Source organism: Rhizobium sp. NZLR8 (genome assembly GCF_019685025.1).
Lineage (GTDB): Bacteria > Pseudomonadota > Alphaproteobacteria > Rhizobiales > Rhizobiaceae > Rhizobium.
On sequence record NZ_JABDVY010000003.1, the window covers coordinates 40,976 to 62,557 of the forward strand.

Genomic DNA, 21,582 nt, shown 5'->3' on the forward strand with positions numbered 1-21,582 from the left:
GCGCAGGTTCAGCCTCTCAGTGAGAAGCAAAGGAAATCCGCTTTTCGATTGGGTCACAGGGTCAGGCTTCCTGCGACTTCTTATAAGCCTCGACTATCTCTTCGAGCGAGACCCCATCGATAGAAGACGTCACAACGCGCCCTGTGGCGACGGAACGCCGACGCGAATGGCCTGCGAAAAAGACGGCGAAAGACCGTCCTCGTGCGCTCTTGCCGCGATGTGTGCGGCCGACCGCAGTTGCGACAAGGGAACAGAGATGTCCAGCGCGCGCCGGTCAAAGGCGTATTCCGGCAGGTATCCGTTGACGATGAGGCGCCAGTCCATCGGCACGGCGTCGCCTGTCACACGCATCATCTTGACGATGGTCGTCGTGCAATTGGTCGTCAGCGAATTGTAGAAGGCGGGCCTGGCTGCGAGCGCGTTTGCGTCGGAGACGTACTCGCGCAGAAGAAGCCTCGCAGCCGCCGGCGTCGCCCTCAGGCGGTAGATCTGGACGTCCTCACCGCGAAAATTGGAGCGGAGGCCGATCACATCCCTTTCGTCTGCCGCGATGATGACCAGAGGACTGCTTTTGAAGAGGTCCGCCAGCGGTGAGAACGAACCTCCGGAAAGGCGACGCACTTCGATAGACCACGCCAGATAACGGCCGTCGTCGAAGCCGAAGCTCATTATGACATGCGCGATGGTCGGACCTGACCAGTACGACATGAACATGTCGACGCTCTTCAGCTTGTTCAGGTCGTAACTGCGCGTCGTCCATCGTTCCGTGAAGTCGGTGGCACTGCGCCACTCGAAATCGCGGACATTTGTCAGCGTCAACAGATCACCGTCGAATTCGCCGGTGACCTGACGAGCAACATCCGGAGCCCACGCGCCATTTGCCTGCGGCTCGATCGTGCTCCACCAGAAGAGGACAATGACGAACGCGGCCGCAAACGCGAGGACTGCACGAATGCGTCTCCTGCCAAAGAGCGCCACGATGACGGAGGCGCCAAAAAGCCCGAACAAGATGGCGCTGGCTTGCCTGCCGACCTCGGGCAACGGCAAGCGGTACCAAAGCGCGAGCGACGACCAGGCAACGGCAACGGCGACGACTGACAGGAGCACTGCAATGACGATCGCACGGACCGGTCGAACCATTTTGCTTTTCCAAACGAGTTTGAAGCGTTCGTCCTGATCGTTGGACCCTATCGGTTTCCGGACTTGAAGCCTAGAACCTATCCGAAGCGACGGGGCTCCGGATTCTCTATTTTGGTATGGCTTGAATTCCGCTGGCAAGCGGCCCCTCGCTTTTTCCGGCGCTGAACGATATGCACGATCTTGCCTGATCCAACATGAAGAGCATCCGATGATCCACGAATTGCGCATCTATACATGTCTGCCGGGGAGGCTGCCGGCACTGCAGCAGCGTTTCGAGACCGCGACGCTGGCGATCTGGGAACGCCTCGGCATCCGCTCACTCGGCTTCTGGACGACGATGATCGGTTCTTCCAGCAACGATCTGACCTACCTGCTCGAATGGCGGTCGCTGGCGGAGCGCGAGCAGAAATGGGCCGAGTTCATGGCCGATCGCGAGTGGCAGGAAGCGAAGGCGAAGAGCGAGGCGGATGGGCAGATCGTCGCCAACATCGTCAGTTCGCTGCTGCAGCCGACACGCTTCTACCGCGGCTTCTCCAAACCGTCGGAATAACGGCCAGAAACTCCGCACGCAATTGATTGAGAAGTGTTTTCGGATGTGTTTCGGCGTGGAAGTTTTGTACGCCGGTTGACAGAGGAGGCTTCCGGCGATCGACGCACGAGATGGCTGCGCAGTTGCTTCGACCGCCGACGTCGATCCAAGCTACACCGCTTTGGCGCAGATCAATCAAATGTCCGCTTTAAGGCCTATTGGCCCTAGCATCGGACGGTCTCCTTCCGGCCCCAAATCGGTCACCCATCGAGCGCGAGCCGTCGTCCGCAAATGGCGCAATCTGCACGAGGCGGGCTTCGCCGGGGCCGCCGCCATCTCGACCATCAAGCGGAAACATGACAATTGCAGAACAGCGCAGCCATCGTTCGTTGATCCCGCAAAAAGGAAACGCCAGAGCAAAACCCTGGCGTTTCGGTTCAGGCCACCAGACCCTTGGTCAGCTCCAACGCCTACCGCTCGAACAGTCGGCGGTAGATGCCGTCGCTGCGGCGGATCAGCGCCTGGTGGTCGCCCTCTTCGACGATCTTGCCCTTGTCGAAGACCAGCAGAGATAGGGAGTTTTGCGACAGCTACAGTGACTGGTTGGCGCTTCTGCGTCATGACGGCCATCGGTCGAACTTGTGTGAAAACTCCAGCGTAACCAAGCAAGTGCGTCATTGGTTTCAGCGTGACGGGATCGGTTCAGAGCCTGCGAGCTTCCAGACGCCGCTTATCGCGCCCGACATAGTCGGAGCCCAGCTTTGTCAGACGGAATTGTCGTTTCTGAAATTCCCCGCGGATCAGGATGAAGCCTTGCTCTTCGGCTTCGCTCAATGTCTTCAGGCTTGTGCCTTTAGGGGGAGACTGCCAATCCACGCCATCGGCGCTGTGCAGCAATACCATTATCTTGATAATCGTGTTTCTCCATGGCTGATGCAGACAGCCGCACTGCGTCGCTTCGCCAATCCGCTGGCTCCGCTTTCTTGATTTGCCACCATCCGGTAAAAACTCATTGATTTAAAATGATTATTTTGGCCAATCGGCGTTTCGCAAAAAGCTATTTTATAAAACTCCAATAGGCTTGGTCAATTCAATCGCTGTCGGCGCGCGTTTAACGACTTTGCAGCGTTGTCCTCACTATCCCTGGGTGTAGCGTCCTGCCGATGGCATCGACGTCCGCTCTCGGCCCGGAGCGGACTTCCTTCTCAATGCAGCTAGCCGCAATCAGTCCCTCCTGGTTTGAGCCTGAATCGGCCTCGAACATTGACCTTTGCTTGTCTTCACGCCCGTAGTTGATGGCCCCTTGAATAGGTGGCATTATCATGAGCATGGGTTTAGACCGCAAACCGCAGGTACGCAGCACGACGCCGCCGTCGGAAAGTGTCATTGCGAGCTGGTACGAGAACGCCAGTTTACTCGATAGCTACAGCATTGACTTGAGCGCATCGGAACAGTCGAGCATGCGCGAGCTGGCGACGCGGACACTCGTCAATCCACCCGCGTGGCAAAAGGCGTTGATCGCGCTGCGTGACGCCATGGTTACGCCCTTTCGCATCAAAACCTCCGATACGGTCAGGACGTCCCGGGATAGCCATGAACGGGTGGACTTCTTCCCGGTGCACTGGGAGGCCAAGGACGAAATTGTGCTCGGTACGGATGACCGACACCTGGACTTCCGGCTATCTCTGCTCCGACGGCATTCTCCAATAGGCACGTTGCTCATCGCGACAACCGTTGTGCATACCCACAATGCCTTGGGCTTCACCTATCTCAACGCGATCAGGCCTTTTCATCACCTTGTGGTCAGGGCCAACCTGGCACGCTGTGCACAAACACAACTGCAGTAGCGCTGCAGAAACCTCGAATTTCGAACGATAAAACACGGCGGGGCGAACCCGCCCTGTGCTTCTTCCCACACAGTCCACTCTGAAAAGCCCTGCCATTCCAGGCCAACCGCATGGGCAGAATTCTTGATTTTCGCACGATGCCGTCAACCCCCTTATCAGTTTGGCGACGGTTGGGAGAGCCGCAACACCGGTTTCCAGCACCCAAGGCTGCGTAGCTGCCATTCTTGCTGGTTGAAGGTCCTACTTCATGATCGCCAGTGCTGCTCATCCAAAGGACGGACAATAGGCAGCCCAACCCTGCCACGGCGAACATGCATCCCATGGGAGCGGGCGTTCCGTTGGCGAAGAGGCCAACAGCCGCTGAGCCGCCTATACCGCTACCGTATTGGATGGCACCGAGGAGTGCCGAAACCGTTCCCGCGCGATGCGGGAAATCCGCCAATGCGCCGGAGATCGAATTGGCAACGATGAAGCCGTTCATCCCGATAAAGAGCCAGGTTGATATCGCCAATCCCCATACGCCGCCAAGACCAGTGAAGGTAACCACGGCCACGACAAGTCCGGTAATCGCTGCACCGATAGCACCGATCAACAGCATTCGGTCGCAACCCAGCCGAGTGACCAGTCGGGCATTGATCTGGTTTGAGATCATGAGCCCCACGATTCCCACTGCGAACAGCAATGCGTATCTCTCAGGCGACAAGCCATAGAAGTCGATAAACGCAAAAGCCGAACTGGCTATATAGGCAAAGGTGCCGCTGAAGAAGAACCCGGCCGTGCCCGCGTAGCCGACAAGCTTTCGGTTTCGGAGGAGTGAGCCATAAGCAGCTAAGGCTTTGGTCAGGGGTTCATGGTTCCTGTTGTCTGATGCCAGAGATTCCGGCAGCGTAAATAGGCCCGCCAAGGTCGCCATACCGATCACGACGAGCACCCAGAAGATGACTTGCCACGAGCCGAACACAAGGATTTGGGCTCCAAGGCTTGGTCCCGCCAATGGTGCAATAGCCATAACCGTTATCAGGGTCGACAGAACGCGTGCCGCGCGATCTCTGCCGTAGAGATCACGGACAATGGCTCTGGATAGCACTACGCTCGCACATGCCCCAAGCGCCTGAATGATCCGCCAACCAATCAATTGCCATCCGTCCGTGGCGAGGGCACACCCTGCCGAACCGATAATGAATATGACGATCCCAATCGCTATCGGCATACGGCGCCCGAAGCGGTCGCTGATCGGCCCCCAGAAGAGTTGGCCCAGGCTGAAGCCGATAAGATAGCCCGACACCGTCCATTCCAGAGTGCTCTGACTGGCACCGAGCGACGCGCTCATATTGGGAATGGCGGGCAGATAGAGGTCCGTCGAGATCGCCGCAAAGGCCATCAGCGTGCTGAGGATCGCCAGTCGTTGAAATTCCCGCAGACGCGAAGGTGTCGATACGCTGCTCCCGATCCGCTCTGCTACCGTGCGCTGCTCGTCCATGTGATCTCGTCCCAAATCGCCGCAGTTTCGCTTATGCCAACGGCAGCCTGCCCGTGGGTGCACCGCGGTTCGTGCAATTGGCAGATGACCGGGCGGCTCGCGGCGATTGGCCGCGAGCCCATTGATCAGCGGTTGATCATGCTCTGCTGCTGGACATTGTAGCGTTCACCCTGGATCTTCACCGCAGCAAGAACCTTTGCCAGATCCTGTCTGTCCTCCTCGGTCAGCTCGACGTCCGCGCCGCCGACGTTCTCCGCGAGACGATGCAGCTTGGTGGTGCCGGGGATCGGAACGATCCAAGGTTTTTGCGCCAGCAACCATGCAAGGGCCACCTGAGCCGGCGTTGCACTCTTGCGCTCGGCGATGCGCCCCACCAGTTCCACGAGCTTCAAGTTAGACTGGCGAGCTTCTTCGGTGAACCGAGGCAGCGTGCTGCGAATATCGCCGTCACCGAAGCTGGTGCCGGTGTCGATCTTGCCGGTGAGGAACCCCTTGCCGAGTGGGCTGAAGGGGACGAAGCCAATCCCCAGTTCGTTAAGGGTCGGCAGGATCTCGTTCTCTGGTTCGCGCGTCCACATGGAGTATTCGCTCTGCAGGGCAGTGACGGGGTGAACGGCATTGGCACGGCGGATGGTATCGACCCCTGCCTCGGACAGACCGAAGTGCTTCACCTTGCCTTCTGCCACCAGGTCCTTGACGGCGCCGGCGACGTCCTCGATAGGGACATTGGGATCGACGCGATGCTGATAGAACAGGTCGATCACGTCGGTCTTGAGCCGCTTGAGCGACTGCTCTGCGACGAAGCGAATACGTTCGGGACGGCTGTCCATTCCCGCTCGCGCGTTGCCATCCTTCATGCCGAACTTAGTGGCGAGCACTACGTCCTTGCGGAATGGAGCGGCGGCGTCGCCCAGCAGTTCTTCGTTTGCCGCACCATAGGTCTCGGCGGTATCAAAAAAAGTCACACCGCGAACATGCGCTGCGCGGATCAGCGCAATGGCGTCATCGCGATCCGTCGCCGGGCCATAACCAAACGAAAGGCCCATGCATCCCAGGCCGATGGACGAGACGTTCAGTTCTTCGCGACCCAAAACTCTCTTCTTCATCCAAAATTCCTTTCCTCATCTAACGAGACGAAACTAACGGATTTCCCACTGAACGATAATCCGCTAATATGCGCATGATTTCAGAAACGGAGCTCATGAATGGCGCAGGACAACATCCAGGACCTCGTGGCATTTCTCGCCGTCGCGAGGAAGCGAGGCTGGGGCTCAGGCTGCTCACCAGAACGACCCGAAGCGTTGCGCCGACCGAGGCCGGCGAGCGCTTGCTTCGCACGGTTGGTCCTTACGTAGACGGCATAAAGCACGAGCTCGATGCGCTCAGCGAACTTAGAGACAAACCTTCGGGCAAGGTCCGATTGACCTCTGACGAAAACGCAGCGGAATCCATCCTATGGCCGACCATTCATCGCCTGTTGCCCGAATATCCTGACATTGAGGTCGAGGTCGTAGTCGACTACGGCCTCAGCGACATCGTGGCCGAGCAGTATGATGCTGGCGTACGGTCCGGGGGATACATCGCCAAGGACATGATTGCAGTGCGCATCGGACCGGACATGCGCATGGTGGTGGTCGCCTCACCGACCTATCTGGAAAGCCGGGAGCTTCCGCTCGATCCCAAGGATCTCACCTCCCATGACTGTATCAACCACAGGCTTCCGACCTACGGCGGCGTCTATCCGTGGGAGTCCGCAAAGATGGCAGAGAGGTCAATGTCCGCGTCAAAGGGCAGCTCGTGTTCAACACGGCTCACATGATCCTTCATGCGGTGTTTGCTGGCCACGGCCTGGCCTATATGCCGGAGCAAATGGTGGTGCAGCACATCCAGAATGGGCAGTTGGTCCTGCTGCTCGACGACTGGAGCCCCACCTATTCCGGATATCACATCTATTATCCAAGTAAACGGCAGGCCACACCGGCTTTCCAAGCGGTGATCAAAGCGCTCCGCTATCCACAGAGACACTCATTCGCAGTCGATTGATGAATTTCCTCATCACGGCTAGAAGAGCTGCCGATCTAATCGTTTCCTCGACTGCTTCCTAAATATGAAGGTCTGAGCGGACACCCCCATAGACCCACTTTCCTGACTGCCTGCAGAACAGCGCAGCCATTGTTCGCTGAACACGAGAAAGGAAACGCCAGAGCAAAACCCTGGCGTTTCGGTTCAGGCCACAAGACCCTTGGTCAGCTCCAGCGCCTGCCGCTCGAACAGTCGGCGATAGATGCCGTCGCTGCGCCGGATCAGCGCCTGATGATCGCCCTCTTCGACGATCTTGCCCTTGTCGAAGACCAGCAGCCGGTCGAGCGCCCGCACCGTCGATAGCCGATGGGCGATGACAAGTGTGGTGCGGCCGTCCATCAGGCGTTCCATCGCCTGCTGGATCTGCACTTCGCTCTCGCTGTCGAGGCTGGAGGTCGCCTCGTCGAGGATCAGGATCGGCGCATCGGCCAGGAAGGCGCGGGCGATGGCGACGCGTTGCCGCTCACCGCCCGAGAGTTTGACGCCGCGTTCTCCCACCATCGTCTCATAGCCCTTCGGTAGGCTCAGAATGAAGTCGTGGGCGCTCGCCTGTTTCGCCGCCTGCTCGATTTCCCGCCGCGAGGCGTTCGGCCTGGAATAGGCGATGTTTTCGGCCAGCGTGCGGTGAAACAGGATCGGCTCCTGCTGGACGATGGCGATCTGGCCGCGCAGGCTTGCTTGCTCGACCCTGGCGATATTCTGCCCGTCGATGCGGATTGCGCCCGAGTTCACGTCGTAAAGGCGCTGGATGAGCTTGACGAAGGTCGTCTTGCCCGAGCCCGAATGCCCCACCAGCCCGACACGCTCGCCCGGCTCGATGACGACCGAGAAATCCTCATAAAGCGGGCTGGGATGCGCGCCGTATTGGAAGGTGATGTGATCGAAGACGATCTCGCCCTTGCCAATCCTGATCGGTGTGGCGTCCGGCCTGTCTTCGATGCCGAGCGGCATCTTGTCGAGCAGCACCAACTCTTCCATGTCGTTGACGGCCCGTTGCAGATTGCGGATGTCCTGACCGACATTGCGCAAATAGCCCTGCAGGACGAAGAACATCGCCAGCACGAAGGTCACATCTCCAGGCGTCGCCAGCCCCTGCTGCCACATGACGAGGCCCGTTCCCAGAATGCCGGCCTGCATGGAGACCATCATGAAGCCCTGGATCGTGCCGCTCAATGTGCCGCGCTTCCATGTCCGCCGCGTGCGCTTGTCCCACCTGCCGAGCACATGGCCGAGCCGGATCTCTTCGCGGTTTTCGGCGCCGAATGCCTTGACCACCGAATTGCAGCTGATCGCATCGGCCAGCGCGCCGCCGAGCTTGGTATCCCAGGCATTGGCAAGCCTTGCCGCCGGCGACACGAAGCCCATCGAAAGCGCCACGGTGACGCCGATATAGATCAGCGATCCCAGGCCGACGATCAGCCCCATGATCGGCCAGTAACTGCCGAGCACGATGCTGGCGCCGACCAGCATGACGATCGACGGCAATAGCGCCACCAGCAGCAGGTCGTTGAGCGAATCCAGCGCCCACATTCCGCGGGTGATCTTGCGCACCGTCGAACCGGCAAAGCTGTTGGCGTGCCAGTCGGTGGAGAAGCGCTGCACCTTGTGGAAACCACCATTGGTGACATCCGCCATGGTGCGCAGCGTCAGCCGGATGATGCCGTTGAAGATGAAATAACGCAGCGCCACGCTGCTGAAGCCCAAAGCCACGACAATGACGAAGGCCCTGAGCGCGCCGTCGGCCGCATTCGTGCCGGCGATGGCATCGACGATCTGGCCGGAGAAGACCGGCACCATGACTTCGGCCAGCGTGCTCGATATCACCAGCACGATGATCAGCCCCACCAAAGCAGGCCGGTGGGTCCAATGATGAAAGATAAAGCCGAGTACGTTGCGATAGGCATCGGCGCGGAAATCGAGCTTCTTGCGAGTCATTTGAACCAACCCGGCCGCATATCGGCAACCGGTCCTCAAAATCGAGAGTGAATTGGCACAGCCCAAGCGGGAGACGAAATGATCCCGTCAGATCAATCGGGCTATGAAGGGAGTGAAAACCGCATGTCGGGCGCGCCCGAGGCGGGCCGCGAATGGAAATGACCTAGTGTCGGGACATTCCACACGGGAGGATTTTGGTGAATACTGCTGTCATGCAACGCCTCCCTTATGTTCGATCTGACGCGGTAAGCCTCTTGTAGCGAAGGCGATCGCCGTTGCCAACCGGGAATTTACAACCTGACAGAAAGTGATGCGGAAACGACACAATCTGGAACGTGCAGGTTTAGGCAGTGGCGCTTGCCGAGTGCTGGGGGCAGGTTCGTCGAGCCCGAGGCGGACAGGCTATGGCAGACGCGAAAGGTCGGTCGGCTCCGGTTTTGCACCCGCTGCCGTCAACATCGCGTGCACCTGGCCGCGGTGGTGGGTCTGGTGGTTGAACAGTTCGACGGCACAGTGCGCCTTTGGCCTCTCGACCCGCGTTGCACCATCGCCGGGATACCAGACGAGCATGCCGTCAAGCTCTGCGTCGCGCAATCCTGCGGCCCACGCTTCGATTTCCGCATTGCGTTGCAGACGCAGTGTCTTGAACTCATCCCAATCCGATGGGCTTGTCAGCGAGTGCTTGATGGTTTCCTCGGGGCGCCCATTGCCCTTCAATCGCTCCAGTATCAGGGCGTCGGCCCAATAAAGATGGTTCAGCGTCGCGGCGATCGATTGGAAGAACGCCCCTCGATCCTTCCAGCGCTCCGCAGGCGTAAGCCCATCGGCGGCAGTCACCAGAGAGCTGTTCTGCCAGCTGTTGTAACGGGCCATAAGTCGGCAATATCCGGCTGAGATCATTGTCTCGGGCTCCAATGGTTGGCGATGTTGGGTGGAGATAGGCGAATGGTCGGAAAAACCCATAGGGGTTGTTGCTGACTGTTGCGATGACAGCAAGGGGCGCTTCTGCGTCATGATCGCTCTTGGCCCTTTGCAGTCTTGTGGTGCCGTCGCGAAGTGACAGGTCAGCCCGCCCGCAAAATCCTCAGCGTTCGCGCCGCAACGTCCTATATCGTGGCAGGAGAGAGAACTGATAAGTTGGATTCGCCATGAACGAAATCGGGTGTTTGCTTGGCGTCGGCAAGGAAGCCGAGGTGTTCGCATTCGGAGAACTGGCACTCAAGCTCTACAAGCCGGAAGTGTCGAAAGCATCCTCATTCAGAGAGGCTGCTCACCTTGCTGTCGTCGAGAGGAATGGGTTATCCGCTCCTAGAGTTCATGCCGTGAATGAATATGATGGCCGCTGGGGCGTGGTCATGGACCGGGTGCAAGGTCCGTGTTTAGGCGATGTGATGCCATCCACGGACCGGATGCCGATGCTCAACAAGATGGCGCGGTTACATCGCCAAATTCACGCATGTCCCGGTCATGGACTGACTTCCATGAAGTCCAGACTGGCGGCCAATATTCGACGCGCCAGTTTGTTGGACGATGCGCTGCGTGAGCGGCTAATTCGCCAACTTCATGACTTGCCGGACGGCGACTGCCTCTGTCACGGAGACTTCCATCCATGGAACGTGATTGGAGATATCGTGGTGGATTGGCTCGATGCCTGCACGGGCGATCCGTTAGCGGACGTGTGCCGGACGTATGTTTTGTTGCGCCATGCTGCGCCCGAATTGGCGAACGACTATGTCGAAGCCTACGTTTCCGAAGCTGGGATAAAGGCCCACGATGTATTCGCCTGGCTGTCGCCGGTCGCCGCGGCGCGCCTGGCGGAGGGCGTGCCGGATGAGGAAGCCGAATTGCTCCTCCTCGCTGGTGATATCAACGCAGGTCGCTGAGGGGCCTGTGTCGGCAATACCAGGCATGTATCCGTTGGCCCGTTTCTGCCAGAACCTCTCGCCTGCTAATTGGTCCAGGACTGCCGTGCGATCTGCGACCGACCAGTGGCAGCTTAGCAGCGTCGTCTTGGCCGAGCTGGTCCGACTTGTGCCGATCGGGAGCTTGGTTTACGCAAGTCGCATCGGGTTAGTCGAGGATGCCGCTAGTGGGATGGGAAGCACTAGAGCTGTGGGACAAAGACGCGGCTCGCATCGAAAAGCTCTCTGGCGGAGTTGCCAATGATGTCTGGAGCGTTCGCGTCCACGGGCAACTTGCAGTCGGTCGTCTGGGTATCAGGAGCGACGCTGATCTCGCGTGGGAGGCCGAGCTCCTACGCCATCTTGACAGCGAAGGTCTGAGCGTGCCGGTGCCGATCCCGACGGCCGATGGCCGCCTGTTCGCCGATGGCCTGATGGTGATGGAATACATCCATGGCGGGCCACCCGAGACGGAGGCCGACTGGCGTCGCGTGGCCGAGACACTCCGCGAGCTGCATCGGTTGACGCAGGGCTGGCAGCAGCGCCCCGGTTGGCGATCCTCGACTGACCTCCTGCACGCCGAAACCGGGACGAGGATCGATCTTGCCGCGATGCCGCCAAATGGCGTCGCTCGATGCCGAGCAGCGTGGGCGCGGCTTATCGGTCGCGAGACAAGCGTCGTCCACGGCAACCCCAATAACCCTGGCAACATCCGCATGACCGCGAACCGCGTCGCACTGATCGACTGGGATGAGTCGCATGTTGACGTCCCCGACCTTGACCTCGTCCTGCCCTACAATGCCGCCGGTCTGGAAGGCAGTGCCAATGACATTGCCGCCCAAGCATCGGCCGCATGGGAAGCCGCCGTCTGCTGGGAGGACGAATACGCTATCAAGCGACTTGCCGAAGTTCGAGCGGTCTAAGCAACGGCCCGCCAAGTATGGCGCGGCCTCAACCCCAAGAGAAGGCTAGAGCCCAGGCCAGACCCCGCCATCGAGCCGCAGGTTTGTGCCGGTGATATAACCGGCGCGCGGGCTGGCGAGGAAGCAGATGGCGTCGGCAATCTCCTCGAGCGTTCCCACCCGTCCGATCGGCACCTGGGCGAACATCGGCAGCACGCTCTGCTCGATCTCCGTCCACGGCGCATCCGGGGCAAGCCCCTGGCTGATCGCAGCCTTGCGGAAGGCTTCATCGAGGCTGATGCTATGGATCGTCCCGGGTGAAACGGTATTTGCGGTAATGCCGTCCATGGCGACGGCCTTGGCGAGCGAGGCGGTCATTGCGATCATCGCCGCCTTTGCCGCCGCATAGTCCGGCTTCCTGGGCGGAGGCATCAGCCCGGCAAGGCTGGAGATGTTGACGATCCTGCCCCATTTCGCCTCCCGCATGGCCGGCAACAGCCGGGTGGTGATCCTGAGAGCCGCAAGCACATTCCGGTCATAGCTCGCCGCCCATGTCTCCGGCCGCGCCGTCGCCCAGTCTTCCGTTCCACCGGAGCCGCCGGCATTGTTGACGACAATCTCGACGGGGCGAACGAAGGCCTGCGCCTCCTCGGCCAGGCGTTGCACAGCGTCTTCATCCGTCAGGTCGCCGATCACCGTATGCGCCCGCCCGCCGCCGGTGATGATATCGTGAGCGACCTCCTCGGTCTTCGTCCTGTTGCGGCCGTGGACGATGACGATGGCGCCCTCGCGCGCCAGCCCTCGAGCTACGCCTTCGCCGATGCCCTTGCTGCTGCCGGTGACCAGCGCAACCTTCCCATCAAGTTTCAAATCCACGGCGCAACTCCTATGTTTGAGAGATCGGATTAAGAGGACAGGACGATGGATGAGGCAATTACGCACTTAAAAGTGCCCATGGACCGGGGGGAAAGGCATGCCTGCCTCGGGCCGGATGGATCGGTTGCCCATGTCACCAGGGTCCTGCGCATGATCAGCGGACGATGGAAGCTGCCGATCCTGTTTCGTCTGTTCGCCGCGCCATCGATGCGGACGTCGCAGCTGATGCGCGACATTCCAGACATCTCCCAGAAGATGCTGACGCAACATCTTCGGGAGCTGGAGAACGACGAGCTGGTGGCGAGGCAAGACTTTGGCGAGCAGCCGCCGCATGTCGAATATCGGCTGACCGATGCCGGCCGCGGCCTGATGCCGGTGATGATCGCGCTCCGGGAATTTTCCCGCTCTCATTCCCGATAAGGCTGGGCGCTGCTTTCACAACCGGGGCAGGCCATCGCGCGCCAGGCTTTAGGCGCCGATTTCCCCGACAAGCTCCCATATGTCGACCTTCTCGGCGCGTCCCTTGACCTCAGCCAGGCCGAACGGCCGAAAGTCGAAGCGATCGGCGACGGCGTCGCGGGTGGCGGCACTCACCAGGATCGATGTGTTCAGCTCCCTGTTCATGCCTTCCAGCCGTGAGGCGATATTGATCGTATCGCCCATGGCCGTGTACTGCTGGCGCGAAATCGCTCCGAAGCTGCCGACGACGGCCGGGCCGGTGTTCAATCCAAATCGCGTGAACAGTTCGGGGCGGCCATTGCTGAGATTGGCGTCGTTCAGGCCGTCGACCGCCGCTTTCATCGCCAGCGCGCATCGACAACCATGTTCGGCATGGCTGATATCGTCGACCGGGGCGTTCCACATGACGAAAATGGAATCGCCGAGATATTGCACGACTGTCCCGCCATTGCGCTCGGCGATGGTGTTCAGCAGCTCGAAATAGGCCGAGAGTATATCGACCACGTCCTCGGGCGAATGCTGCTCCGCGATGGTCGTGAAGTCTCTGATATCGGTGAACAGCACGGTCACATCCTGTCGCTTCGCCGTGACGACCGTTCTTCCTTCCGGACTGACGATCCGCCGAACCACTTCACGCGGAACGAAGAGGGCAAACTGGCGGATGGCATGGCGGCTTGCCGCCAGCGCGGTCGCCAGCGTGTTGATCTCCGATATCCACGAATGTGACACACCTTGCTCGCCGACATCCAGATCGCCGATCCTGCGCGCCTCGTCGGCCAGGCGATAGAGCGAGATGCTGACCATGCGGGACAGCAGGACCGATGCGGCGACACCGGCGATCACGAAGGCGGCGGCAACGAAGAGATTGCGCAGCAACAGCCGATTGGCCTCCGCCACCAGGTCCTCCAGCGGCACGACGATTGCCGCCACGCTGCCCTCGAACAGGCCGGACACGCTGACCGGGGCGATCTGCACCAGATAGGTTTCGCCATCGAAATCGACCCGTGCCAGGCCGCCGCCTGCAAAGGCCGGATCCTGCCTGAGCCGCGCCACGGTTTCGAGGCTCGGGTCGAAACTGTTTGCCGTTACGGCAAAGGCGCCTGATGTTCTCGACCATAATCCGATGATCCTGCTCATGATAGCAGGGTCGGAATGGGCAACGAGATTGCCGCCGGCATCGATGATGTAAGCCCGGGCTCGCGGTGAAATCTGACCTGCGTCCAGCAGGCGGCTGACGGTCTGCAGGTGAATGTTGATGCCGAGGACCACCTGGCCATCGTCCCGCATCGGGGCTGCGATCGTCAGCGTCGGAACATTGAGAGGTCGGGTGACATAGGGTCCGACGGAAACCGGCACGCCGTCTTGAACGACCGATTGATACCAGGGGCGTTGCCGCGGATCGTAAGATGTATCCTCGCCATTCCGCTCCGCGATCACCGCTGCATCCTTGTCGAGAAAACCAAGCGTCGAGATGATGTCGGCCGCTTGTCTGCGTGCGATCATTCTGATCGCGAAGGCCGTGCCATCGGGTGCGGCAAGCGTCTGGCGGACGTCGCGCCGGGCAGTATTGATCACCTGCAGGTAGGAGCCATCGGGATAGCCGGCGTAAACGCTGGTGGCGTTGGGGACGTTGCGCAGCACCTCCAGAAAGAATTGCTGTTTTGCCTTGATATCCTGAGGCGGTGGCGAAACGAGCTGCGGCAGGGTGGATGCCAGCGCCACGGCCTCGGTGCCGCCCTGCAGCGTATTCCGGTATCCCTCGATCAGCCGCAAGCTCATCGCGCGCATCTGCTGCGCGCCGGCGCTGACCGCAGCATCGCTTCCGTGGCTGAATGCCATCCAGATGATCGGCGCCGACGTGCAAAGCAGCGACGCGACGACCAGGACGCCGAGATGCAGTCTTAGGGGTTTGGACCAGCGCACGCGATTTCCCCCGAAATGCGGACACGTCTCGGCAGTTATAGCTCAATGCCCGTCTTGTGGGGCCTGTCTTCGGCAAGCAGGAATGAACAGACCCAACGATGCCAGCTAACTGCTTTTTGCAGGCTTGCACAAGCCGCTGATATCAGTTCTCCCGCCCTGGCGAGAACTTCGCTGTCGCTGCAGAATGTCGCGAGGGCTCAGCGCTTATAGTCGGGCTCGCTGCGATCGAGCGCGCGTTTCACCGCCTCCAGATGGAGCCGGGCCGACTCCGGATCTCCTTCGCGCATCTGCCGATACGCCGCTTCGGCGATCTCAGGCGCGACGGCAAGGACCTGGCGCCCTGTGGACAGGGCGAGCGTCTGCACCTCGCAGGCGCGCTCGAGATAATAGAGGTCGTCCCAGGCCTCGGCGATATTGGCTGCGCAGACCATCACGCCATGGTGCTTCATGAAGACGATGTCGGCATCGCCGATCGCTGCCGCGATGCGATCGCCCTCGCGCGCGTCGAGCGCCAGACCGTTGTAATCCCGGTCGACGGCCGTGCGTCCATAAAATTTCAACGCGGTCTGCCCGGCAAAGATCAGCGGATCGCCTTCGGTCATCGAAAGGGCGGTGGCATAGGGCATATGCGTGTGGAACGCCGCCTTGGCGCGCGGAATGTTCTTATGGATCCTGGCGTGGATGTAAAAGGCGGTGGCCTCGGGCTGACCGCTGCCCGACACGACGTTGCCGTGAAAATCGCAGATCAACAACATCGAAGCCGTCAGTTCGGCGAAAGCGTAACCGTAGGGATTGACGATGAACAGGTCGTCATAGCCGGGAACCACCGCCGAGAAGTGGTTGCAGATCCCTTCCTCCATGCCGAGCCGCGCCGCCATCCGGAAGCAGGCCGCCAGATCCACGCGCGCCAGCCAGATTTCCTCCGTATCGAGTTTCGGCTGGTTGGGGCCGGCGGCGGGCGAGGGGGTCGTGTTGAGCGAGTGGGCCATGGGATCGTTTCAGATGGGTGTCGCGGAGAGGGCGGTTATTTGAATTACGCCCGCATGACCCTGGCATCAAGCCGGCTGAAATGAAACGCAAGTGTGCCGGTTAATAAAGCGTCCGCTTGTATGCATCTTCGAGATCGGCATCGATTTTGCGCATCTCATCCTCATCGCTTGGCGCGCCAGTCGTCTCATCCAGAATGATCTTTACAAGGGACGGCATCTCGGTGCGATCCTGAAGATGATCCGGGTTCCACAAGTGCGAGCGCCGGAAGGCCTTGGCGCAGTGAAGAAAAACCTCATTCACCTTGACGACGATCGCGAGTTTGGGAGCGCGGTCGTTGACACTCATGCTTTGCAGAAGTTCAGGGTCAGTCATCAAAGTGGCGTAGCCATTCACGCGCAATGTGTCGTCAAAGCCCGGAATGATGAACAACAGCCCGACGCTCGGATTGGCGAGAATATTGACTAAGGTGTCGAGGCGGTTATTGCCGGGCCGGTCCGGTATCGCCAGCGTCCGCTCGTCAAGTATTTTGACGAAGCCCACAGGATCACCGCGGGGGCTGACATCGGCTTTTCCATCCGGGCTCTGCGTGCCGATGCACAGGAATGGCGAACGCCTGATAAATTCTTGCGCATGTTTGCCGATAGTGTCCTGACACTTCTGAATGGCCAGAGCATGTGTCGCCTCGAACAGACCTCGAAGAGCTCGCTCATCTCTTATGGCGAAATCTGGATTGACCTTGAACTCCTTCATTCCATTTGCCTTTCGAGTTGCGTTATTGGCTTGATCAGCCTTGCGCCATAATGATGTACGTACCTCATAATGTCGCGGTTTGTCAATGTCCGTAACGCGGCAGAGGGTGGGAGCGGTTTCGCCAGACCCGCCGCCGGCGCACTCGACAATACCGGCGATAATCGAGGCTGGGCCGTGGGGGTAATGACACTTTTCTTGCACCACACGTCGCTGGATTCACGAGGCTCATCCCACCCTCCGTCCTCCTCGGGCTTGACCCGAGGATCCACGCCGCCTCAATCCGCGACGGGCATGGATCCCAGGCTCAACGCCCGGGATGACGGAGGGTGGGGGGCGTTTTGCCAAAGGATATATCTGTGTGGCTGGTCGGAAAGAAATGGCGTCTGTGCCTTACCGCTGAAGCTCGGCATCATGAGCGTTTTTCAGTGCGTCGCATCCCCCAAGCTCTTTCGTAACGCTTGATGCCCACTCCTGCGCCTGCCGTTCGGAAATCGGTAGGTCAGGGACTTCAGTTTCAGCGAGAAACTGCAAGCTCGCTCCCTCCAATTTTGCGATCGCCTCCTCAACGTCCGAATATATCTGCGTTCCTGGAGGACAGCCCTGCTTTTGGATATATCCCAAAAATCGTGGACGCATCGGCTTCGGCTCTGCCCCGCAATATTTCTCCGCCAGGACATGCACCATCAGTGCGTAGTCGATTCCCATGAATCGCGTCTCGATCGGTTCGTTCAGCTTGATACTGTTTCGGCAAAAATTGGGAGATTCGGCATTGGCGGCAACAAGCGGCACGCAGGCAAATATTACGCCGCAGACATAACGAAACAAATCACTTCCCTCCCACATTTTCCAGGCGCGACGACTTTCCTTGTTTGGGAACGAGGCCATCGAGCAGGAAGTCGAGGCCTTTGCTGAAAGCACCGTCCCAGTCATTGTCCAACAGCAGACCAGAGCGTTCGATTGTCGGGTAGTGTTGGCTGAGGCTTGCGAGGCGCTGCTGCGCGGCGGCTCTGTCCTCGTCCGAGAGCTCGAAGCTTGCCCTTGTGGTGGTGGCGCCGATCACATAGTTCCACAGCGACCATATTGCGACGTTCAAATCCGCGTCCGCCACGCCGGCTCTGGACAAGGTTCTGCCCAGCAGTTCCAGGCGAGAAAGGATGTTCGGGCCGAGCGCCCGGCGCGGCAAGAGCGATGCCGACCAGGGATGGCGCAGCATGCCGGCACGCCAGTCTTCAAGCATGTGAACCACGTCGCCGCGCCAGTCTTCCGACGCATCGATTGGCGCCGGGCCGCGATATTCGAGCACCGAATCGAGCGCCAGATCAAAGACCTGCTCCTTGTTGCCGACGTGCCAATAGAGGCTCATCGCGCCGGCCCCGAGGCGATCGGCCAGCCGACGCATCTTCAATCCGTCCAGCCCTTCGGTATCCAGCAGTTCGACCGCCGTCGCGACGATCCGTTCGAGAGAAAGAGGCGGTTCATGGCGCGGTTCAGGCCCGGACTGGGGCAACGGAGTTTTCCGTTGAGACTGCTTGCTCCGAGCGCCGCTGCGTTTGGCTGCCATCCGATTTCCTTAGTGAACAAAACGTCAATTTAAGCCGACAAAGCGACGAATGTCGATGCTGACGGATTGACTCGTACATTGTACGATGCGAGTTAATCGTACAATGTACGAGCCAATCGTATAGGCAACAATTCGACGTTCAAACCTGCAGGCCGTGGGGGAGGTTCCCCTCAGTCCTCAACGCCCAAGAGAATTCATGTCACGCGCAATCACGCATCTGCTCATCGGAGGGCTCATCATCATGACCATCGGAATTTCCGCTGCGACGAAAGCCAACGAGAACGATCTCAAGCTGACCATCGTCAATCCGAAAAACCTCTACGATCCCTCGCCGAACGGCTACAGCACGGCGGTGATCGTGCCGAGGGAAGGCCGGCTGGCCTACATCTCCGGACAGGGCGGCCAGGACAGCACCGGCGCCTTGTCGCCAGACTTCGCCGTCCAGGTGAAGCAGGCCTACGCCAATCTGCGCACTGCCCTCGATGCGCTTGGCGCCAGGCCCGATCAGGTCGCCAAGCTGACGGTCTTCGTGGTCGATCACGATATGTCCAAGCTTCAAGTGTTGACGGAGAACGTCAGGGAGATGTTCGGCGCTGCACTGCCGGCGCAGACGTTGATTCCCGTTCCCAAGCTGGCGATCGACCCCATGCTCTTCGAGGTCGAAGCCGTCGTCATCTTGGAATAAGGATGGCTGGAATAGCGGGCGGCGCAAGCTCCGGCAGTCCGCCCGTCAATCTGCCTCCGGCTGCCCGGGAAGCTGTTTGTAAGCCGTCAGAATGGCCTTGATCAAGCCCGGGAAGCGCTCGTCCAGCTCGGCGCAGCGGGTTTGATTGCGCATCTCCACGCCCTGGCGCTCGCTCAGGATCAGCCCGGACTCGCGCAGCACTTTGAAGTGGTTCGACAGCGACGACTTCGGGATGACCCGCTCGCCGAGCTGGCCGAGCGCAGAACAGGTCCCGCCGCAGCCGGCGCCGGAAAGCCACGCGAAAATTGCGGCGCGCTCCGGATCGGAAAGCGCATAAAGGACCGCTTCGGGGCGGATGTCCTCTAATGCTGGGTGAAAGAGCGGTCTCATGAATTTTATATAGCGACCCTTGACATTAAGATCAACAGTTCCGAATTTCTGAACTACGGAACAAGGCCGTCAGTGTCGATGGCAGTCCGGGTCAGAAGGAATTGGATATGGCAAAGCTCACGGGAAAGGTCGCTGTGGTAACCGGGGCCTCCAAGGGCATCGGTGCCGCGATTGCCAAGGCCCTTGCGGCGGAAGGTGCGCAAGTGGTGGTGAACTACGCTTCGAGCAAGGCCGGGGCAGACGCGGTGGTTGAGGCGATCAGCGCCGCCGGCGGCAAGGCGATCGCGGTACAGGGCGATGTTTCCAAGGCCGAGCAGGCACAGGGCCTGGTCGATGCCGCCGTCAGGGAGTTCGGCAAGCTCGACGTGCTGGTCAACAACTCCGGTGTCTACGAATTCGCGCCGATCGATGAGGTGACCGAGGAACATTATCACCGCATGTTCGACGTCAACGTGCTCGGCCTTCTTTTGACCACCCAGGCGGCGGTCAAGCATCTCGGCGAGGGTGGCAGCGTCATCAACATCTCATCGGTGGTCACCAGCATGGCGCCGCCGGCCTCTGCGGTCTACACCGGCACCAAGGGAGCCGTGGAGGGCATCAACAGCGTGCTTGCCAAGGAACTCGGCCCGCGCAAAATCCGCGTCAACGCCATCCTGCCGGGAATGGTCGAGACCGAGGGCACGCACACCGCCGGCGTCATCGGCTCGGATTTCCAGCAGGTCATCGTCGGCCAGACGCCACTCGGCCGCGTCGGCCAGCCGGACGATATTGCCGGCGTCGCGGTCTTCCTCGCTTCCGACGACGCCCGCTGGCTGACCGGCGAACGGCTGAATGCCAGCGGCGGCTTTCGCTAAGGCTGGTTGAAGGTTGCGCGCGCCTTGCCGGGCGCGCGCTCCCAGCCAGAGAAACGGGAGGTTGCCGCGGCCTTGCGGCACCCGCCCCCTCCTTCGAGGCTCCGGCCTTCGGCCCCCGCGCCTCAGGATGCGGCTCTCCTGAGCTTTCGCTTGACGGTTTTACCCGGGTGCCTGCGGCACGGACCAGGGAAAGATATCGCGTGATCGATTGCGCAATATCGCCAGAACCGCGTCCAAGACGCGCCACGTCCCAGGTGGAAGCCGCGCTTTCCTGATATTGTCGCTGTCGCCGGCGACTTCCCAATGCGTCGCCTGGCCTTCAAGCTTCACCGCGGGTGTTTGCCTGGCTGCTGTCTTGCTTTCTCCAGCATCCAAACTACGGTGCCGACAGGGTGATTTGGGGATTGAGCGCGTGCGTTTGATTGCAGCTTTGGCGATTATAATCATATCGAGCCAGGTGGGAGCGGTTGCGTGTCCTCTCGACGATACCTTGAAGCTCTGCGTATTGAATGGCCGAAGCCTGGCTGCCCTGCACAGCGGCGTTGATCGAGGCGATTGGAAAGTCGACGCGATTTCTTCTCCGCCCAATGCAAGCTCGGAGCCAAGAACCGGCAGCGAGGTTTACACGATGCCGAGCGGGCAGCGGTTCGCCATGCTTTTTCGGGAATACCGAAACCTCTTTTCTGCCACTTGCTCGTTCAATTTTGTCTTAGCCTTGGGCAAGGGTGGTCAGGAAGGGATGCATTGTTCCAACGTTGAGCTTGAAGCCTTCGAAGCTGGGCTCTCTGCAGCCTCGCTGGGTCAGATAACGAAAGAGCGCAGGCAAAGCGGCACGGCCTATTTGATAGAGGGCCAAAACACGTGGATGACTGTGGTGGTCACAAACAGTGGCACGCCGCAAGACGTTTCGAATGCGTGGGTCGAGACTTCGGTCGTTAAAGCGCCTTAGGCAAAACTTCATCCGCTTGCAACTGACGCCTTGATCGCATTGCCGGACGCGTGGCCCGCGCTTTGGCTCATTGCCTGTCACGGCGTTTTCCCTGTGACATCAGCTGGCCGATGACAGCAGCCGGGAGCGCGTCGACGGCATAGCCAAACGTGCCGGCTGATCTCACTTCCTCGGCGGCCCGCATCAAAGCCCCGAGTGCTGCCCGCGCAAACGATCCGCCGACACTAACTCGCCGCACGCCGCCGGCCGAGAGTTCGGCAACGGAGTAACTCGGTCCGCGTAAGCCCATGACCACGTTGACAACGCCTTTCACACGCAAAGGGGTCCTT

The 21,582-nt window shown here is 60.0% G+C and carries 22 protein-coding genes and 2 pseudogenes; 10 read left to right on the forward strand and 14 right to left on the reverse strand.

Annotated features, from left to right (window positions below):
* Positions 1–129 precede the first annotated feature (129 nt).
* The gene (locus HJB89_RS07605) at positions 130–1,140 is read right to left on the reverse strand and encodes a DUF4105 domain-containing protein (RefSeq protein ID WP_207583337.1); all 1,011 of its coding nucleotides are present in this window, start codon (positions 1,138–1,140) and stop codon (positions 130–132) included.
* A 208-nt stretch (positions 1,141–1,348) separates the two neighbouring features.
* Here HJB89_RS07605 and HJB89_RS07610 point away from each other — a divergent pair, with 208 nt between their 5' ends.
* On the forward strand, positions 1,349–1,690 hold the full coding sequence (locus HJB89_RS07610; RefSeq protein WP_207583338.1) for an NIPSNAP family protein: 342 nt from the start codon (positions 1,349–1,351) through the stop codon (positions 1,688–1,690).
* A 449-nt stretch (positions 1,691–2,139) separates the two neighbouring features.
* Here the strand turns inward: HJB89_RS07610 and HJB89_RS33140 are convergent.
* Positions 2,140–2,238 (reverse strand): annotated as a pseudogene (locus HJB89_RS33140) (ATP-binding/permease fusion ABC transporter); the annotation flags it as partial.
* On the opposite strand from HJB89_RS33140, the gene HJB89_RS33715 reads away from it, so the two are divergent.
* Together HJB89_RS33715 and HJB89_RS07625 are read left to right on the forward strand one after the other, a co-directional pair.
* The gene (locus HJB89_RS33715) at positions 2,222–2,656 is read left to right on the forward strand and encodes a hypothetical protein (protein WP_207583340.1); all 435 of its coding nucleotides are present in this window, start codon (positions 2,222–2,224) and stop codon (positions 2,654–2,656) included. The pseudogene HJB89_RS33140 and the gene HJB89_RS33715 overlap by 17 nt on opposite strands.
* Positions 2,657–2,991: 335 nt before the next feature.
* Positions 2,992–3,516: a DUF2867 domain-containing protein gene (locus HJB89_RS07625; protein WP_221149471.1), complete on the forward strand. Its 525-nt coding sequence runs from the start codon at positions 2,992–2,994 to the stop codon at positions 3,514–3,516.
* On the opposite strand, the gene HJB89_RS07630 is transcribed toward HJB89_RS07625, so the two are convergent.
* The gene (locus HJB89_RS07630; protein ID WP_221149473.1) at positions 3,473–4,996 is read right to left on the reverse strand and encodes a multidrug effflux MFS transporter; all 1,524 of its coding nucleotides are present in this window, start codon (positions 4,994–4,996) and stop codon (positions 3,473–3,475) included. The two genes, HJB89_RS07625 and HJB89_RS07630, sit on opposite strands and share 44 nt — an antisense overlap.
* Positions 4,997–5,121: 125 nt before the next feature.
* A complete protein-coding gene (locus HJB89_RS07635) occupies positions 5,122–6,102 on the reverse strand; it encodes an aldo/keto reductase (RefSeq protein ID WP_221149475.1) in 981 nt (326 codons plus the stop codon).
* Positions 6,103–6,251: 149 nt separating this feature from the next.
* Here HJB89_RS07635 and HJB89_RS07640 point away from each other — a divergent pair.
* Positions 6,252–7,039: pseudogene (locus tag HJB89_RS07640) on the forward strand (LysR family transcriptional regulator); the annotation flags it as partial.
* 183 nt (positions 7,040–7,222) lie between these two features.
* Here the strand turns inward: HJB89_RS07640 and HJB89_RS07645 are convergent.
* Both HJB89_RS07645 and HJB89_RS07650 read right to left on the reverse strand, forming a co-directional pair.
* Positions 7,223–9,013 carry an ABC transporter ATP-binding protein gene (locus tag HJB89_RS07645; protein WP_221149476.1) on the reverse strand — a complete coding sequence of 597 codons (1,791 nt, stop codon included), beginning with the start codon at positions 9,011–9,013 and terminating at the stop codon, positions 7,223–7,225.
* A 402-nt stretch (positions 9,014–9,415) separates the two neighbouring features.
* Positions 9,416–9,913 carry a DinB family protein gene (locus HJB89_RS07650; RefSeq protein WP_207584272.1) on the reverse strand — a complete coding sequence of 166 codons (498 nt, stop codon included), beginning with the start codon at positions 9,911–9,913 and terminating at the stop codon, positions 9,416–9,418.
* 248 nt (positions 9,914–10,161) lie between these two features.
* On the opposite strand from HJB89_RS07650, the gene HJB89_RS07655 reads away from it, so the two are divergent.
* On the forward strand, positions 10,162–10,896 hold the full coding sequence (locus HJB89_RS07655) for a phosphotransferase family protein (protein WP_221117056.1): 735 nt from the start codon (positions 10,162–10,164) through the stop codon (positions 10,894–10,896).
* A gap of 206 nt (positions 10,897–11,102) precedes the next feature.
* The gene (locus tag HJB89_RS07660; protein WP_207583350.1) at positions 11,103–11,837 is read left to right on the forward strand and encodes a phosphotransferase; all 735 of its coding nucleotides are present in this window, start codon (positions 11,103–11,105) and stop codon (positions 11,835–11,837) included.
* A gap of 45 nt (positions 11,838–11,882) precedes the next feature.
* Here HJB89_RS07660 and HJB89_RS07665 read toward each other — a convergent pair whose 3' ends face one another.
* Positions 11,883–12,692, reverse strand: coding sequence for an SDR family NAD(P)-dependent oxidoreductase (locus HJB89_RS07665; RefSeq protein WP_207583351.1), 810 nt, complete (start codon positions 12,690–12,692; stop codon positions 11,883–11,885).
* A 45-nt stretch (positions 12,693–12,737) separates the two neighbouring features.
* Here HJB89_RS07665 and HJB89_RS07670 point away from each other — a divergent pair, with 45 nt between their 5' ends.
* Positions 12,738–13,112, forward strand: a complete 375-nt coding sequence (locus HJB89_RS07670) for a helix-turn-helix domain-containing protein (RefSeq protein WP_207583352.1) — start codon at positions 12,738–12,740, stop codon at positions 13,110–13,112.
* 48 nt (positions 13,113–13,160) lie between these two features.
* On the opposite strand, the gene HJB89_RS07675 is transcribed toward HJB89_RS07670, so the two are convergent.
* From HJB89_RS07675 to HJB89_RS07695, 5 genes are all read right to left on the reverse strand, one after another.
* Positions 13,161–15,074: an adenylate/guanylate cyclase domain-containing protein gene (locus tag HJB89_RS07675; RefSeq protein ID WP_221149478.1), complete on the reverse strand. Its 1,914-nt coding sequence runs from the start codon at positions 15,072–15,074 to the stop codon at positions 13,161–13,163.
* Between the two features lie 197 nt (positions 15,075–15,271).
* A complete protein-coding gene (locus HJB89_RS07680; RefSeq protein WP_221141204.1) occupies positions 15,272–16,063 on the reverse strand; it encodes an aldolase in 792 nt (263 codons plus the stop codon).
* 100 nt (positions 16,064–16,163) lie between these two features.
* On the reverse strand, positions 16,164–16,814 hold the full coding sequence (locus HJB89_RS07685; RefSeq protein ID WP_207583355.1) for a pyridoxamine 5'-phosphate oxidase family protein: 651 nt from the start codon (positions 16,812–16,814) through the stop codon (positions 16,164–16,166).
* Positions 16,815–17,204: 390 nt separating this feature from the next.
* Entirely contained in the window at positions 17,205–17,639 is a 435-nt protein-coding gene (locus HJB89_RS07690; RefSeq protein WP_221149480.1) for a hypothetical protein, read from the reverse strand.
* A gap of 1 nt (position 17,640) precedes the next feature.
* The gene (locus HJB89_RS07695) at positions 17,641–18,375 is read right to left on the reverse strand and encodes a TetR/AcrR family transcriptional regulator (protein WP_207583356.1); all 735 of its coding nucleotides are present in this window, start codon (positions 18,373–18,375) and stop codon (positions 17,641–17,643) included.
* Positions 18,376–18,571: 196 nt separating this feature from the next.
* Here HJB89_RS07695 and HJB89_RS07700 point away from each other — a divergent pair, with 196 nt between their 5' ends.
* A complete protein-coding gene (locus HJB89_RS07700; RefSeq protein WP_207583357.1) occupies positions 18,572–19,060 on the forward strand; it encodes a RidA family protein in 489 nt (162 codons plus the stop codon).
* A 45-nt stretch (positions 19,061–19,105) separates the two neighbouring features.
* Here HJB89_RS07700 and HJB89_RS07705 read toward each other — a convergent pair whose 3' ends face one another.
* Entirely contained in the window at positions 19,106–19,450 is a 345-nt protein-coding gene (locus HJB89_RS07705; protein WP_207583358.1) for a helix-turn-helix transcriptional regulator, read from the reverse strand.
* A 107-nt stretch (positions 19,451–19,557) separates the two neighbouring features.
* On the opposite strand from HJB89_RS07705, the gene HJB89_RS07710 reads away from it, so the two are divergent.
* Complete coding sequence (locus HJB89_RS07710; protein ID WP_207583359.1) at positions 19,558–20,304, forward strand: glucose 1-dehydrogenase; 747 nt, start codon at positions 19,558–19,560, stop codon at positions 20,302–20,304.
* 412 nt (positions 20,305–20,716) lie between these two features.
* On the forward strand, positions 20,717–21,253 hold the full coding sequence (locus tag HJB89_RS07715; RefSeq protein ID WP_207583360.1) for a hypothetical protein: 537 nt from the start codon (positions 20,717–20,719) through the stop codon (positions 21,251–21,253).
* A 67-nt stretch (positions 21,254–21,320) separates the two neighbouring features.
* Here the strand turns inward: HJB89_RS07715 and HJB89_RS07720 are convergent, their stop codons facing one another.
* Positions 21,321–21,566 (reverse strand): isocitrate lyase/phosphoenolpyruvate mutase family protein, encoded by a 246-nt coding sequence (locus tag HJB89_RS07720; RefSeq protein ID WP_405048993.1) that lies wholly within the window; start codon positions 21,564–21,566, stop codon positions 21,321–21,323.
* Positions 21,567–21,582 lie beyond the last annotated feature (16 nt).